This window comes from Streptomyces sp. NBC_00341 (assembly GCF_041435055.1).
In the GTDB taxonomy this organism is placed as follows: Bacteria; Actinomycetota; Actinomycetes; order Streptomycetales; family Streptomycetaceae; genus Streptomyces.
In genome coordinates this window covers 485,498-501,228 of sequence record NZ_CP108002.1, presented here as the reverse complement: position 1 = coordinate 501,228, position 15,731 = coordinate 485,498, and the positions used below count along the sequence as shown (strand labels likewise).

10 protein-coding genes are annotated in these 15,731 nt (G+C 69.4%); 4 read left to right on the top strand and 6 right to left on the bottom strand.

What is annotated here, in order from left to right; genetic code table 11:
• Positions 1-50: 50 nt before the first annotated feature.
• The 6 genes from OG892_RS02305 to OG892_RS02280 all read right to left on the bottom strand — a co-directional run bounded on the left by OG892_RS02305 (position 51) and on the right by OG892_RS02280 (position 7,247).
• Positions 51-2,078: a SpoIIE family protein phosphatase gene (locus OG892_RS02305; RefSeq protein WP_328868081.1), complete on the bottom strand. Its 2,028-nt coding sequence runs from the start codon at positions 2,076-2,078 to the stop codon at positions 51-53.
• Positions 2,079-2,263: 185 nt separating this feature from the next.
• Positions 2,264-3,904 carry a phosphoglucomutase (alpha-D-glucose-1,6-bisphosphate-dependent) gene (gene pgm, locus OG892_RS02300; RefSeq protein ID WP_073738025.1) on the bottom strand — a complete coding sequence of 547 codons (1,641 nt, stop codon included), beginning with the start codon at positions 3,902-3,904 and terminating at the stop codon, positions 2,264-2,266.
• Positions 3,905-3,956: 52 nt separating this feature from the next.
• A complete protein-coding gene (locus tag OG892_RS02295; protein WP_073738024.1) occupies positions 3,957-4,688 on the bottom strand; it encodes a 4'-phosphopantetheinyl transferase superfamily protein in 732 nt (243 codons plus the stop codon).
• 95 nt (positions 4,689-4,783) lie between these two features.
• Positions 4,784-5,338 (bottom strand): cysteine hydrolase family protein, encoded by a 555-nt coding sequence (locus OG892_RS02290; RefSeq protein WP_371628320.1) that lies wholly within the window; start codon positions 5,336-5,338, stop codon positions 4,784-4,786.
• 39 nt (positions 5,339-5,377) lie between these two features.
• Entirely contained in the window at positions 5,378-6,808 is a 1,431-nt protein-coding gene (locus OG892_RS02285; RefSeq protein WP_328868085.1) for an MFS transporter, read from the bottom strand.
• A complete protein-coding gene (locus OG892_RS02280) occupies positions 6,801-7,247 on the bottom strand; it encodes a MarR family winged helix-turn-helix transcriptional regulator (protein ID WP_073738021.1) in 447 nt (148 codons plus the stop codon). Before OG892_RS02280 ends, OG892_RS02285 begins: the two co-directional genes overlap by 8 nt.
• 409 nt (positions 7,248-7,656) lie before the next feature.
• Between OG892_RS02280 and OG892_RS02275 the strand changes: the two genes are divergently transcribed.
• The 4 genes from OG892_RS02275 (at position 7,657) to OG892_RS02260 (ending at position 15,726) form a co-directional block, all read left to right on the top strand.
• Positions 7,657-11,946, top strand: coding sequence for a discoidin domain-containing protein (locus OG892_RS02275; RefSeq protein ID WP_073738020.1), 4,290 nt, complete (start codon positions 7,657-7,659; stop codon positions 11,944-11,946).
• Between the two features lie 328 nt (positions 11,947-12,274).
• Entirely contained in the window at positions 12,275-13,702 is a 1,428-nt protein-coding gene (locus OG892_RS02270; protein WP_073738019.1) for an extracellular solute-binding protein, read from the top strand.
• Between the two features lie 89 nt (positions 13,703-13,791).
• A complete protein-coding gene (locus tag OG892_RS02265; RefSeq protein ID WP_073738018.1) occupies positions 13,792-14,751 on the top strand; it encodes a carbohydrate ABC transporter permease in 960 nt (319 codons plus the stop codon).
• Between the two features lie 15 nt (positions 14,752-14,766).
• Positions 14,767-15,726 (top strand): carbohydrate ABC transporter permease, encoded by a 960-nt coding sequence (locus OG892_RS02260; RefSeq protein WP_371628319.1) that lies wholly within the window; start codon positions 14,767-14,769, stop codon positions 15,724-15,726.
• The last annotated feature ends 5 nt before the right edge of the window (positions 15,727-15,731 follow it).

The window sequence follows — 15,731 nt, the reverse complement described above, 5'->3', positions numbered from 1 at the left end:
CCCGGCCGCGGTGCGCCGCACCCGTCTCCCCGGGGCCGGACAGCGTGCCGTCAGGAGCCGCCCTCCGGAGCGGGGACCTCCTGTTCGGTCCACAGGGCCTTGCCCTCCGCGCCGTACCGGGTGCCCCAGTGCGTGGCGAGCTGCGACACGATGAACAGGCCGCGACCGCCCTCGTCCAGGGTGCGCGCGTGGCGCAGGTTGGGCGCCATCGGGCTGGTGTCGTGGACCTCGCAGGTCAGGGTGCGGTCCAGCAGAAGACGCAGCTGCAGCGGCGGGGTTCCGTAGCGGACCGCGTTGGTGATCAGCTCGCTCACGATGAGTTCGGTCGCCTCGATCGTCTCCTCGTCGAGGTTCCACCCTTCCAGCCGGTCCCGGACGAGCGTGCGGGCCATGGCGGGCGTGGTCCGGTCGTGGGCCAGTTCCCAGGTCGCGACCCGGTCGGGCGGGACGACCCCGGTCCTGGCGAGGAGCAGCGCGGCACCGTCGGGACGGGCGCCGGCCGGCAGGCTGTAGACGATGGCGTCGCACAGCTGCCGCAGCGGGCGGTCCGGAAAGGCGAGCGCTTCCTGTACCCGGGCCACGGACCGGGCGTCCGGCAGCAGTGAACCGGTGAGGAACGCCAGCACACTGCCCTCGTCGAGCCGGACCGTCGCCGTGGCGAAGGGGGCGCTGTCGTCGGAGAAGAGCGGCGGCCCCTCGGGCACGTCCAGGACCACCGGGCTGCCGTCGGGTCCGACGGCCACCGGCGCCGGATGCCCCGCCCGCGCCACGGTGCACGTCCGGGTGAACGGGTCGTAGACCGCGTACATGCACGTCGCCGTCAGGGACTGGTTGTGCAGCGAGTCGCCGGGCGGCAGCGACCTGCGCTCGCGCGCCAGCCGGTCGGCCGTGTCGTTGAGCCGGGCCAGCACCTCGTCGGGCTCCAGGTCGAGTCCGGCCAGCGCGTGGATGACGGTGCGCAGCTGCCCCATGGTGATGGCCGTCTGCAGCCCGTGTCCCTCGACATTGCCGATGATCAGCGCGGTACGCGCACCCGACAGCCCGACCGTGTCGAACCAGCAGCCGCTGTTGCGCCCCGGCAGCAGGATGTGCGCGGTCTCGACGGCGACCCGGGCACGGTCGTGCGGGGGGAGCAGCCTGCGCTGGACGGTGGACGCGATCACGTGGTCGCGCTCGTAGCGCCGGGCGTTCTCGATGCTCAGCGCGGCGTGGGCGGCCGCCGTCAGCGCGAGCGCGACATCGTTCTCGTCGTAGGGCTCGGTTCCGCGGAACCGGTAGAGGCTCACCAGGCCCAGCACGGCGCCGTGCAGCTTCAGCGGCACCACGATCAGCGAGTGCGCCCCGGACACCTCGATCATCCGCGCGCTGTCCGGATCCGCGGCCAGCCACGGGGTGTCCGGGCCGAGCGGGGACAGCCGGGGGCGCAGGTCCGTGACGGCGAGCGCGAACGGCGTGCGCTCCGGCAGCCGCCGCATGTCCCCGGCCATGCCGTCGCCACCGGGTCCCCGTTGCGCCGCCCGGCGCAAGGGGACTTCGCGCCCCAGCGGACCGGCCGGCGGGGGCGAGCCCCGCAGGACCTCGTCCACCACCTCGACCACGGCGAAGTCGGCGAACCTAGGCACCAGGGCCGCGACCAGGCCCTCGCAGGTCGCCGCCACATCGAGGGAGTGGCCCACCTCCCTGCGCACGGCCGTCAGGCAGTCCGCTCGGGCGCGGGCCTTCTCCCGTTCGTTGATGTCGACGACCGCGGCCAGCACCCCGAGGGGCCGCCCCGTGGGGTCGTCCAGCCGGTGCAGGGTGACCCGCAGGCTGTGGCTGGGGCCGGGCGCGCGCGCCAGCCGCCCCCGGATCACCTGGTCGAGCACGGGCAGGCCGCTCTCCAGCACGCCGCGCAGCAGTAGTTCGGCCCTGGCCGGATCGTCGAACCAGTACGCCTCGGTGAAGTGCAGTCCCACGATCTGATCGGCGTCGACCGCTTCGGACAGCGGGTTGGCGCGCTCCACCCGCAGCTCCGTGTCCAGGACGTGCAGGCCCACCGCGGACTGGCTGAACAAGGCGTCCAGGAGTGCTACCGACATGACGTCGCCCGTGGTCGTCCCAGGGACCGCTCCACCGGCGTCCGACACGTCGCACCCCCATCAGGCTCCGCCGTCCCAGCGAATCGGCGGCTCTCGGGACAGCCTGCGCACCTCCCGTCCGGCCCGCCACCGTGCGGGGCCGGACGGGTGAAGCGGGACCGCTGCCGCGCCGGGGTGCGTCGGGGTCAGCTGTCCAGGGCGGCCGAGACGACGGCCTTGGCCTCCTCCTGGACCCGGCCGAGGTGCTCGGTGCCGAGGAAGGACTCGGCGTAGATCTTGTAGACGTCCTCCGTGCCCGAGGGCCGGGCGGCGAACCAGGCGTTCTCCGTCGTCACCTTGATTCCGCCGATCGCCTCACCGTTGCCCGGCGCGGAGGTGAGCACGGCCGTGACCGGTTCGCCCGCGAGGGTGTCGGCGCCGACCTGCTCGGGGGAGAGCCGCGCCAGCACCGCTTTCTGCTCGCGGTCCGCCGGGGCGTCGATCCGGGCGTACGCCGGCTCACCGAACCGGGAGACCAGCGCGGCGTAGTGAGCGGACGGCGATTCGCCCGTCACCGCGAGGATCTCGGAGGCGAGCAGCGCGAGCAGAATGCCGTCCTTGTCCGTCGTCCACACCGATCCGTCATGGCGGAGGAACGAGGCCCCGGCCGACTCCTCGCCGCCGAATCCGAGCGACCCGTCGGCCAGACCGTCCACGAACCACTTGAATCCGACCGGCACTTCGACCAGTTGCCGGCCGAGACCGGCGGCGACCCGGTCGATCATTCCCGAGGACACCAGGGTCTTTCCGATGCCCGCTCCCGCCGGCCACCGGTCCCGGTGCCGGTACAGGTAGTCGATGGCGACGGCGAGGTAGTGGTTCGGGTTCATCAGGCCCGCGTCGGGGGTGACGATGCCGTGCCGGTCCGCGTCGGCGTCGTTGCCGGTGGCGATGTCGAAGCGGTCGCGCTGCCCGATCAGCGAGGCCATCGCGTACGGGGACGAGCAGTCCATCCGGATCCTGCCGTCCCAGTCCAGCGTCATGAACCGCCAGGTGGGGTCGGTGAGCGGATTGACCACGGTCAGGTCGAGCCGGTGCTGCTCCGCGATGCGGCCCCAGTACGCGACCGACGCCCCGCCCAGCGGATCGGCGCCGATCCGCACCCCGGCGGCGCGCACCGCGTCGAGGTCGAGCACGGACGGAAGGTCCGTCACATAGCTGCCGAGGAAGTCGTACGTCCCGGTCGAGGGCGCCGCCAGCGCGCGGGTGAAGGGCACCCGGCGGACGTCCTTGAGCCCGCCCGCGATGATCTCGTTGGCCCGCTCCTGGATCCAGCCGGTCGCCGCGGACCCGGCCGGACCGCCGTTCGGCGGGTTGTACTTGAACCCGCCGTCACCGGGCGGGTTGTGGGACGGTGTGACCACCACACCGTCGGCCAGGTGCGAGGTACGGCCGCGGTTGTGGGTGAGGACGGCGTGCGAGACCGCGGGCGTCGGGGTGTAACCGTCGGCGGAATCGATGAGAACGCTCACCTCGTTCGCCGCGAACACCTCGAGGGCGGTGACCCGCGCGGGCTCCGAGAGCGCGTGGGTGTCGGCCCCGAGGAAGAGCGGCCCGTCCGTGCCCTGCACGGCCCGGTACTCGCTGATCGCCTGGCTCGTCGCGGCGATGTGGTCCTCGTTGAACGCGGTGGCCGTCGACGAACCCCGGTGCCCCGAGGTGCCGAAGGCCACCCGCTGGCCCGCCTCGGCCGGATCCGGGTGCAGCGTGTAATACGCCGTCACCAGCCGGGCCACATCGGTCAGGTCCTCGGGGCGCGCCTGCTGTCCGGCTCGTGTGTGCGGCATCTGCCACTCCTCCGTATCGGTCGGTCGGTGCGATCTGCCCGCCGGGCCATCTTCACCGGTCGTCTTCGTGGGCGGGCGGGCGCCCCGCCGTGCGGACGGCGACCGCCGCCGCGTATCCGAGGGGGACCGCGACATCGGTGACGGTCCAGCCCGCGGGCCCCGGCTGCGGAACCGGGCCGGTCCCCATGTGGTCGTGCGAGATCCCGTCGGCCAGCCCGATACCGGTGCCCTTCAGATACGCCTCCTTGCGGGTCCAGGCCCGTACGAAGGCGGCCGGCCGCTCCTCTGCGGGCAGCGCCGCCAGTTCTCGGCGCTCCGCCGGATGCAGCTGGTCCCCGATCTCCGACACGACCCGTTCCTCCGGGGCGCGTTCCACATCCACCCCCACCGGCTCGTCCGCGAGGGCGAGCAGCGCGACGCCCCGGGTGTGCGACAGGGAGAAGTGCACGCCGCCGTCGGTCGCGGGACGGCCGTGCGGCCCGCCGCAGGACGGACACGGCTCCCGCGTCAGCCGCACGGCGTCGGGGGCGATGCCGAGCCGCGCCCCCAGCAGCATCCGCAGCGCCACGTGCGAGGCGAGGAAGCAGAAGCGGTCGGCCTCGACGGCCAGATTCCCGGCCCGCGCGAGCTCCTCGGCGTCGAGGATGCCAGGGGCCAGCTCCTGCGCCCGCCCGCCCTCCTGCTGCGCGTCCACGATCCACAGCGCGGGAACACCCGGGCGCCGGGCGGCCGCCGGGGCCCGGCGGCCGGTCTCGGTGAATGCGAACTCGTCGGGCTGGTACACCGTTGCGTCTTCCCTCGGCCGGGGCGGGCGCCGTGAGCGGTCGTCAACGGCGGGGCGGTCGCTCACATTCTATGGAGACCCGAGCCCCGGTGCGCTCAGGAGTTCTTGAGTGCGAGAGCCCATTGCGCGACGGTGGCGGTCTCGCAGCGGCGGGCGAGGAGGTCGTTCACGAGCGTGTGGTGCAGCGCGGGGTCGGGATCGGCGCAGGCGTCGGACAGGACGGTCACCCGGTAGTCGAGGTCGGCCGCCTGGAGCGCGGTGGACAGGACGACGCCGCCCGTGGAGACCCCGGCGAGCACGAGATGACCGATGTCCTGGACGGCGAGTATCTGCTGGAGGTTGTTGCCGGCGAAGGCACTGACGCGGTTCTTGTGGACGATGAGCTCACCCTCGGCCGGGGCGGCGTCCGGGTGGATCGCGGCACCCGGGTCGTCGGCGGTGAAGAGGTGGGAGGCAAGCGATCCGAAGGTCTTGTTACGGGGATGGGCGTCGGCATGGCCGGGGCGCAGCCGGAGCGTCACGTGGATGACGGGCACTCCCGCGGCGCGGGCCGTGCCGAGGGCGCGCACGGCGTGGGGCAGGTAGTCGGCGGGCATGTGGCCGAGGTGGCTGAGCTGGAGATCCATCGCGAGCAGCGCGGTGCGGGACATGGTTCGGGCCTTTCTTCGGGTTGAGCCTGCGACGGGCGGTCAACGCGCTCGCGGCGCCGCGGCCGGGGCACCGTTGTCCGTCGCGCGGCTGAGCGTGCGGTCGAACACGGTCATCAGGAGGTAGAGCACGGCCGCGCCGAGCATGATCCAGGCGAGGTGGTGCATACCTCCGGTGTCCACGCGCCGGCCGAAGGAGGCGGCTGCCGTGGAGGAGGCGACCATCGAGCCCACATAGGCGAAGGTGCGCAGCAGCCCGGCCGAGGAGGCGGTGCGCTCCGGATCGGCCTGGAAGTAGACCGAGTTCTGCAGGGCCAGGCTGTTCAGCCCCTGCGGGACGCCGAATATCAGGGCGACGAGTACCAGCGTCCACACCGGGCTCGCCCCGGTGAGCGTCAGCATCACCGCGCAGGCGGCGATCTGGCCGAGCCCGCCGACGATCAGTTTGCCGCGCACCCCCTTGCGCCGCCCGGTGAGGACCGAGACGCCTATGGCCACCAGGAACATCGGGATCTGGACGAGCCCGGCATGGAAGGGCGAGAGCCCGAAACCCTCCTCCGTCCACTGGGTGAACCCGTAGAGGAAGGCGTAGGAGACGACGTAGGCGACCAGCGCGCGCCCGTAGGTGGCCAGCAGCGGCGTGTTGCCGCCGAGCACCCGCAGGTTGATGAACGGGGTGGGCGCCCGCAGCTCCCGCATCGCGAACGCGGCGCTCGCTGCGGCGGCGATGGCCAGCAGGTACCAGTCACGCAGATGGAGGTTCATCAGGAACAGCAGCAGGGAGACGAGCGTCGCGGCGAACAGCGCCATCCCGGGCAGGTCGAGCTGGGCGGCGATACGTCCGCGCTGCGGGGACTCCCCGGTGCCGGCCTCCCTGGGCAGCCGGAGCAGCCCCAGCAGTACGGCCGCGCCCGCGAGGGGCACATTCAGCGCGAACGTGGTGCGCCAGCCGCCCAGCCCGATCAGCAGTCCGCCCAGCAGCGGGCCGATCACGGCGATGGTCTGGTTGGCGACGGCCAGGGCGGTCAGCACCCCGCCGGGGCTGTCCTGCCCGGTGCGCTTGGCCTCGCTGCGCACCAGCGCCATCGCGGCGGGATACCCGGCACAGGTGCCGAATCCGAGCAGGACACGCGAGGCGATCAGTACTCCCAGGTTCGGCGCCACGGTGCCGATGGCACCGGCGACCCCGACCAGGGTGGTGCTGACGAGGAAGAGCCTGCGCGGCCCGAAGATGTCGATGAGTCGGCCCACGACGGGTTGCCCGAGGGCGGTGGCCAGGTAGAGGGCCGAGACCAGCCACGCGGTCTGCGAGGGCGGGGCGCCGAGCGCCTTGCCGATGGGTATGAGCGTGACGGCGATGATCGTCGAGTTGACCGGGTTCAGGACGGAGCCCAGCAGCATCGGTGGCAGCAGCCGCCGGTCGAAGCCCGCCGTCGCGGTGCGGTCGCGCCCCGCTGTCGTCCGGTCAGTCATGGGTGAGGCGCTCCAGTACGGCCATCGCGGCGATCACGGCCTGCCGTTCCTCCTCTGTGCACCGCTCCTGCAGCTCGGCGGCGAGCCATTCCTGGCGGGTCTGGCGTCCCTCCGCCACCCGTTGGTGCCCCGCCTCGGTCAGCGCGACCAGCAGGCGGCGCCCGTCACCGGGGTCGGGGCGGCGTTCCACGAGCCCGAGGGCGGCGAGCGACGCGAGCGTCGCCGTCACCGACTGGTGGCGCACGCCCTCGGCGGTGGCGAGCTCACTGGCCGTGCTGCCCGGACTGCCGGACAGCCGGGTCAGCACGGACTCCTGGCCAAAAGTGATGTCCTCGGCCTCGGCGGCGTTCAGGATGCGGCGTCGCAGCCGGCCGATGACCGTACGGACCTCTCGCGAAGCCTGAACCGCTGAGGGCGACGTGCGCGGGCTCTCGTTCATGCGCTCCACGGTAGAACCTACAGGCTGAGTTGTACAGTTTCTGCTGCATAACTCGCCGCTTCCCCTCGGGCCGCCTCCCTGTCCGAGCTGGCGCTTTCAGCGCCTTTCGCTTTTACGCAAATCTGTTGCGTAAATTGCAGCCCGTTTGCAGGGCCTTCCGTGCGGACTCGCGGATTGCCGATGAGCCATCTATTGCCTTATTTGTCAGGGCAGTTGAGCCGGTGCGAGGCAATCCGCTTACGTCGCGGTTTCTGTCACGACGGTGGACTCCCCGTCATTTCTCTGCAACTCTCTGACCGCAATACGCAAAAGTCCATCCTGTGGGCGCAGGAAACCATGCCCCCAGCAGGTACGCAGAAAGAGCCGCGCCTTGGACGCGCCCTGCGCCGAGGCCGAAGATCGGGGACATATGAGAACGCAACGCTGGAGATGGCGGGTCCTTTCCGCCACTGTCACCACCAGCCTGCTGATGGTCGGCTGGCCGGCGATCAGTGCCTCCGCCGCCGGCGGCCCGAACATCGCCGCCGACCAGAAGACGGCCGCGAGCAGCGCCGGCAGCGGGAGAGCCGCCGGGAACATCGCCGACGGCGAGCAGTCGACGTACTGGGAGGGGTCGAGCAGCGCCCTGCCCCAGTGGGTACAGAGCGATCTGGGCAAGGTCACGCGCATCGACCAGGTCACCCTGAAGCTTCCCGCCGACTGGAAGACCCGCCGGCAGACCCTGTCACTCCAGGGCAGCGCCGACGGCACCAGCTTCGCCACACTGAAGACCTCGGCCGCCTACACCTTCGCGCCGGGCAGCTCCAACAAGGTGACCATCAGCTTCCCGGCCACCCGGGCCCGGTTCGTACGGGCGAACATCACCGACAACACCGTCGCGAAGAACGGCCAGCTCTCCGAGCTGGAGGTCCGCGCGGCGGCCGAGTCGTCGGTGAACCTGGCCGCCGGCCGCACGCTCACGGCCAGCAGCTACACCCAGACCTACACCGCCAACCAGGCCAACGACGGCAACGCGGCCAGCTACTGGGAGAGCCGCAACGGCGACCTTCCGCAGTGGATCCAGGCCGACCTCGGCTCCTCGGTCCGGGTCGACCGCGTGGTGCTGCGCCTGCCCGACGGCTGGGAGTCGCGCACCCAGACCCTGAAGATCCAGGGCAGCACCAACGGCTCGGACTTCACCGACCTGACGCAGTCCAAGGCGTACACCTTCAGCCCCACGGCCGGCGAGACGGCGACGATCGGCTTCGACGCCACGACCACCCGCTACGTACGCGTCCTGGTCAGCGCCAACTCCGTCCAGCCCGGCGCCCAGGTCTCCGAGCTGGAGATCTACGGGCCCACATCGGGGGACACCCAGGCGCCCACCGCGCCGTCGCAGCTGGCCTACACCGAGCCGGCCACCGGGCAGATCAAGCTGACCTGGAAGGCGGCGACGGACGACACCGCCGTCACCGGCTACGACATCTACGCCGACAACACGCTGCTGACCAGCGTGGCCGGCAACGTCACCACGTTCACCGACACCCGTCCGAGCGGCTCGACCGTGTCGTACTACGTCCGGGCCAAGGACGCGGCGGGCAACGTCTCGGGCAACAGCAACACCGTCACCCGGACCGGCAGCGCCGGCGACACCCAGGCGCCGACCGCACCGGCCGGCCTGAGCTTCACCGAGGCGACCGCCGGACAGGTCAAGCTGGTCTGGCAGGCGTCCACCGACAACAAGGGCGTCACCGGGTACGACATCTACGCCAACAACGTGCTGCGCAAGAGCGTGGCCGGCGATGTCACCACCTACACCGACACCCAGTCCGCCGCCACCACGGTCTCCTACACCGTCCGGGCCAAGGACGCGGCGGGCAACGTGTCGGGCGACAGCAACACCGTCACCCGCAACGGCAGCACGGGCGCGGCGTCCAACCTGGCGGTCGGGAAGCCCATCACCGCCTCGTCCGTGGTCCACACGTTCGTCGCGGAGAACGCCAACGACAACAGCCTGAGCACCTACTGGGAGGGCGCCGGGGGCAGCTACCCGAACACGCTGACGGTGAAGCTGGGCGCCAACGCCGAGACCGACAGCGTCGTCGTGAAGCTGAACCCGGACAGCAGCTGGGGGGCGAGGACCCAGAACATCCAGGTCCTGGGCCGGGAGCAGAGCGCCTCCTCCTTCACCAGCCTGGTCGCGGCCAAGGACTACGCGTTCAGTCCCGGCAGCGGCAACGCGGTGACCATTCCGGTCAGCGGCCGGGTCGCCGACGTCCAGCTGAAGTTCAACTCCAACACCGGCTCCGGTGCCGGTCAGGTCGCGGAGTTCCAGGTGCTGGGCGCCCCGGCACCCAACCCGAACCTCCAGGTCAGCTCGGTGACCGCGGCTCCCGCCGCACCCGTCGAGTCGGACCCGGTGACGCTGACGGCGACGGTGCGCAACAGCGGCTCCGTCGCGGCGCCGGCGAGCAAGGTCGAATTCCGGCTCGGCGGCAGCAAGGTCGCCACCGGATCCGTGGGCGCGCTGGCCGCGGGTGCCTCCACCCAGGTCAGTGCGGAGATCGGACCGCGTGACGCCGGCAGCTACGAGGTCAGTGCCGTCGCGGACCCGGCGAACGAGGTCATCGAGCAGAACGAGACCGACAACGCCTACACGAGCACGACCGCTCTGGTCGTCAAGCCGGTCGCCAGCTCGGACCTGGTCTCCACCGGGGTCAGCACCTCCCCGTCGGCCCCGTCCAACGGCCAGAACGTCACCTTCTCGGTCGCCATCAAGAACCAGGGCTCCGTGGCGTCCGCCGCGGGCGGCCACGCCGTCACGCTCACCCTGCTCGACGCCAAGGGCGCCACGGTGAAGACCCTCACCGGCACCTATAACGGGGCCATCGCGGCGGGCGCGACCAGCGCGCCGGTGAGCCTGGGCAGCTGGACCGCGGTGAACGGCTCGTACACCGTGCGGACGGTGATCGCGGACGACACCAACGAACTCCCGGTGAAGCGCGAGAACAACACCGCCAGCAGCTCGTTCTTCGTCGGCCGCGGCGCCAACATGCCGTACGACATGTACGAGGCGGAGGACGGTGTCACCGGGGGCGGTGCCAAGGTCGTCGGTCCGAACCGGACCGTCGGTGACATCGCGGGCGAGGCGTCCGGCCGCAAGGCCGTCAGCCTCGACAGCACCGGCAACTACGTGGAGTTCACCACCAGGGCGAGCACCAACACCCTGGTGACCCGGTTCTCCATCCCCGACTCCGCGGGCGGCGGAGGCATCGACTCCAAGCTGAACCTGTACGTGGACGGCACCTTCCTCAAGGCGATCGACCTCACCTCGAAGTACGCGTGGCTGTACGGCGCCGAGACCGGACCCGGTAACTCCCCGGGCTCGGGTTCGCCGCGGCACATCTACGACGAGGCGAACGTGATGCTGGGCAAGACCGTCCCGGCGGGCAGCAAGATCCGGCTCCAGAAGGACGCGGCGAACACCTCGACCTACGCGATCGACTTCGTCAGCCTGGAGCAGGCCACGCAGATCGCCAACCCGGACCCGGCCGCCTACGCCGTGCCCGCCGGATTCACCCACCAGGACGTCCAGAACGCCCTGGACAAGGTCCGGATGGACACCACGGGCAAGCTGGTCGGCGTCTACCTGCCGGCCGGTGACTACCAGACCGCGAGCAAGTTCCAGGTCTACGGCAAGGCCGTGAAGGTCGTCGGCGCCGGTCCCTGGTACACCAGGTTCTTCGCGCCTTCGGGCCAGGAGAACACCGACAACGGATTCCGTGCCGAGGCCAGCGCGAAGGGCTCCTCGTTCGCGAACTTCGCGTACTTCGGGAACTACACCTCGCGCATCGACGGACCCGGCAAGGTGTTCGACTTCTCCAACGTCTCGGACATCACGATCGACAACGTCTGGAACGAGCACACGGTGTGCCTCTACTGGGGCGCGAACACGGACAGCATCACCATCAAGAACTCCCGCATCCGTGACACCTTCGCCGACGGCATCAACATGACCAACGGCTCGACGGACAACCACGTCGTCAACAACGAGTCCCGCGCCACGGGCGACGACAGCTTCGCGCTGTTCTCGGCCATCGACTCCGGTGGCTCGGACATGAAGAACAACGTGTACGAGAACCTCACCTCGATCCTGACCTGGCGTGCGGCGGGTGTCGCCGTCTACGGCGGCTACGACAACACCTTCCGCAACATCCTGATCGCGGACACCCTGGTCTACTCGGGCGTCACGGTGAGCTCGCTGGACTTCGGCTACCCGATGAACGGGTTCGGCACCGAGCCGACGACCATCGAGAACGTCTCCGTCATCCGCTCCGGAGGCCATTTCTGGGGGACGCAGACCTTCCCCGGTATCTGGCTGTTCTCCGCCTCCAAGGTGTTCCAGGGCATCCGGATCAACCACGTCGACATCGTCGACCCGACGTACAGCGGCATCATGTTCCAGACCAACTACGTGGGAGGACAGCCGCAGTTCCCGATCAAGGACACCGTACTGACCGACATCTCGATCACCGGCGCCCGCAAGAGCGGGGACGCCTTCGACGCCAAGTCCGGCTTCGGACTGTGGGCCAACGAGATGCCGGAGGCCGGCCAGGGGCCCGCCGTCGGTGAGGTCACCTTCAACGGCCTGAAGCTCAGCGGCAACGCGCAGGACGTGAAGAACACGACCTCCACCATGAAGATCAACATCAACCCGTAACCCCCTCGCACACAGGAACGCCGTCCGGCTTGCCGGACGGCGTTCCGTGGCGCGCAAATTCCTTGCGCCCACCCGTGCGAAGTTTGCGGAAGCGGATCCGCCTACCGGTCACGAACCGTGCGGAACCGCCCTTGGCGTGCTGTCCCGGCTGCGTGGAGCCGGATGGCACGCCTCTGTCGTACCTCACAGAGGTGCGCAACGGACTGTCAAACTTTTACGAAAACTGCGCGAGATATTGCGTTCACATGTCGGCGCTGGTTGAGTGAACCTCGCCCCGGCAGAGAGCCGGCCGAGGGCCTTCCATGCTCATGCCCGAAGGGGACCATCGATGAGAAGTGCTGGGTTCAGCCGCACACGCCGTACAAGCCGTGCCTCAGCGGCTGCCCTTGTCACCGCACTCGCCCTGACCGCTCTCGCCTCCTGCGGCACGAGCAGCAGCAGCGACAACGGTGACAACGGCAGTGGATCCAAGGGATCGTCCGACCCGTCGGCGCCGCTCGACCCGAAGACGAAGGTGACGATCTCGATCGACTGTATGCCGCCGGCGGCCAAGGCCGCGGAGCTGCGTGAGTGGAACGAGGACATCAAGACGTTCAACAAGCAGTACCCGAACGTCACGATCAACGGGAAGTCCACTCCCGGCCAGTGCAACGAGCCGCCCCGCTTCACGGCGATGCTGAAGGGCAAGTCGCAGCCCGACGTCTTCTACGCGTACTTCAGCGACCTCCAGCAGGTCCTGGACAACGACGGCGCGGAGGACATCTCCGCCTACGTCACCGACAAGTCGGTGCCCGCGCTCAAGGACATCCAGACCCAGGTCGTCGACGTGGCCCGCAAGGACGGCAAGCTCTACGCCCTGCCGACCAGCAACTACACCATGGGCCTGATGATCAACCGGAAGCTGTTCAAGCAGGCCGGTCTGGACCCGAACAACCCGCCGTCCACGTGGGAGGACGTCCGCAAGGCCGCGAAGGAGATCGCGGGGCTGGGCAAGGGCATCTCGGGCTACGGGGAGTACAGCGCCGGCAACAACGGCGGCTGGCACTTCGCGGCCACCCAGTTCGGTCTCGGCGGCGACGTCGTGGACGCCTCGGGCAAGAAGGCGGCCTTCAACAACGCCACCGGCAAGCAGGTCCTCCAGCAGCTGCACGACATGCGCTGGGAGGACGACAGCATGGGCAAGACCCAGCTGCTGAAGTGGGGCGACCTCCAGAAGCAGATAGCCAGCGACAAGCTGGGCATGTTCCTGGCCGCCCCCGACGACATCGCCTACATGGTCCAGCAGCTCGGCGCGGAGTACGAGACCTTCGGCCTCGGCCCGATCCCGGGCGGCAAGGGCACTCTCTTCGGCGGCAACAACTACATGATCAAGAAGGGCAGCTCGCCCGACCAGATCAAGGCCGGCATCGCCTGGCTGAACTTCAAGAACCTCACCCCGGGCAAGGGACAGTTCGACTGGGCCCGCACCAAGGCCGACAAGCTTCCCGTCGGACTGCCGCAGCCGAACTTCTTCCTCAACGACTCGAAGACCAAGGACGACGCCGCACGCGCCAAGGACGCGACGATGCCCGTCGAGAACTTCAAGGCCTTCATGGACAACCCCGTCCCGGGCAAGGCCGAGCCGCCGAAGGCGCAGGAGGTCTACAAGATCCTCGACAACGCCATGTCCGGCGTCCTGACCAACAAGGACGCCGACATCGACAAGCTGCTCTCCACCGCTGAGCAGCAGGTCAACCAGGTCCTGGCGAACCAGTAACGGACGCGCGGGGCCGGGTCACGCGGACCCGGTCCCGCATTCCGGACCCGTCCTACTGCGCTTCAGTTCACCGGCACCTAGGAGACACCATGTCGGCCCCTACCCTGTCCTCCCACAAGGCCGCCAGGCCTGGGCCAGGACTTCCAGGCCCCGCACGCCGGACCTCCGCCCGCGAGGAGTTCCTGCGCGCCGTGCGCCGCAACATCTCAGCCCACGGCTTCCTCATCGGAGCGGTGCTCTGCTTCTCGTTCTTCTCCTGGTATCCGATGGTCCGGGAGTTCATCCTGGCCTTCCAGAAGTCCGAGAACGGCAAAACCACCTGGGCCGGCTGGTCCAATCTGACGTACGTCTTCAACGACCCGGCCTTCTGGCAGGCATGGCGCAACACCCTGCAGTACACCGTGCTCGCGCTGCTGCTCGGCTTCGTCGTCCCGTTCGTCGTCGCCGTCGTACTCAACGAGTTCCGGCACGCACAGGGCTACCTCCGGCTCCTCGTCTACCTCCCCGTCATGCTGCCGCCGGTCGCCTCCGTACTGCTCTTCAAGTACTTCTACGACCCCGGGTACGGCCTCTTCAACCGCATCCTGGAGATCTTCCACCTGCCCGCACAGCAGTGGCTCCAGGACACCGACACCTCCATGCTCTCCGTCGTCATCGCGGCGACCTGGATGAACATGGGCGGCGCGACACTGATCTACCTGGCCGCGCTCCAGGGCATCCCCGGAGAGCTGTACGAGGCGGCGGAGCTCGACGGCGCGGGCCTGTTCCGCAAGGTCTGGCACGTCACCATCCCGCAGACCCGGCTCATCCTCTCGCTGCTCCTGCTCATGCAGATCATCGCGACGATGCAGGTCTTCACCGAGCCGTTCCTGCTCACCAACGGAGCCGGCCCGGAGGGCTCCACCACCACCGTCGTCTACCTCATCTACCAGTACGCCTTCAACTTCAACAACTACGGCAGCGCGGCGGCACTCGGCCTCGTCCTGCTCGTCGTGCTCGCGGGATTCTCCGCGGTGTACGTACGACTGAGCCGCAGCAGCGAAGACTAGGACGGGAGCACGACCATGGCATCGAACACGCTAGTCTCCCGGCGCGGGAGCGAGAGCCGCAGAGCGGTCCGCCGCAGGGCCGGACGCGCGGCCGACCTCGGACGCCAGCGGACCCTGATCTCACCGGCCCAGCTCGGCAGACGCCGCGGCAAGACGTTCTACTGGATCACCTTCGCCGTAGTGGTCATCGTCTTCACCGTGGCCTTCCTCGGGCCGCTGTACTGGATGGTCACCGGTGGTCTCAAGACCACTCAGGAAGTCGTGCAGAGCCCGCCCACGGCCTTCCCCAGCTCCGTCCACACCGAGAACTACAGCCACGCCTGGACCGTGATGGACCTGTCCAAGCTGCTGTTCAACACCCTGTACTACGCCTTCGGCGCGCTCGCCTTCCAGCTGATCTTCGACGTCGCGGCGGCGTACTCGCTGTCCAAGCTGCGCCCGGTGTTCGGCAAGGTGATCCTCGGCATGATGCTGGTCACCCTGATGATCCCGGCCACCGTGCTGGTCGTCCCCCAGTACCTGACCATCCTGGACGTCCCGATCTTCCAGCGGAACCTGGTCAACACCCCCTGGGCGATCTGGCTGCCGTCGGTCACCAACGCGTTCAACATCTTCCTGCTGAAGCGTTTCTTCGACTCGATCCCGCGTGAGCTGCTCGACGCCGCGTCCATCGACGGCGCCACGCCGCTGCGCACCCTGCGCTCGATCATCCTGCCGATCTCCCGGCCGATCCTCGGAGTCGTCTCCATCTTCGCCATCGTCGGCGTGTGGAAGGACTTCCTCTGGCCGATGCTCACCCTGCCCGACCCGAGCAAGCAGACCCTCAACGTGGGCATCTACTCGCTGGCCAGCGGCGTACCGGAGAACATCCTGATCGCCGCGCTCACCATCGCCTCCATCCCCACACTGCTCATCTTCCTGATCTTCCAGCGCAACATCATGGGCGGTCTGACCGCGGGCGGCCTCAAGGGCTGACCCTC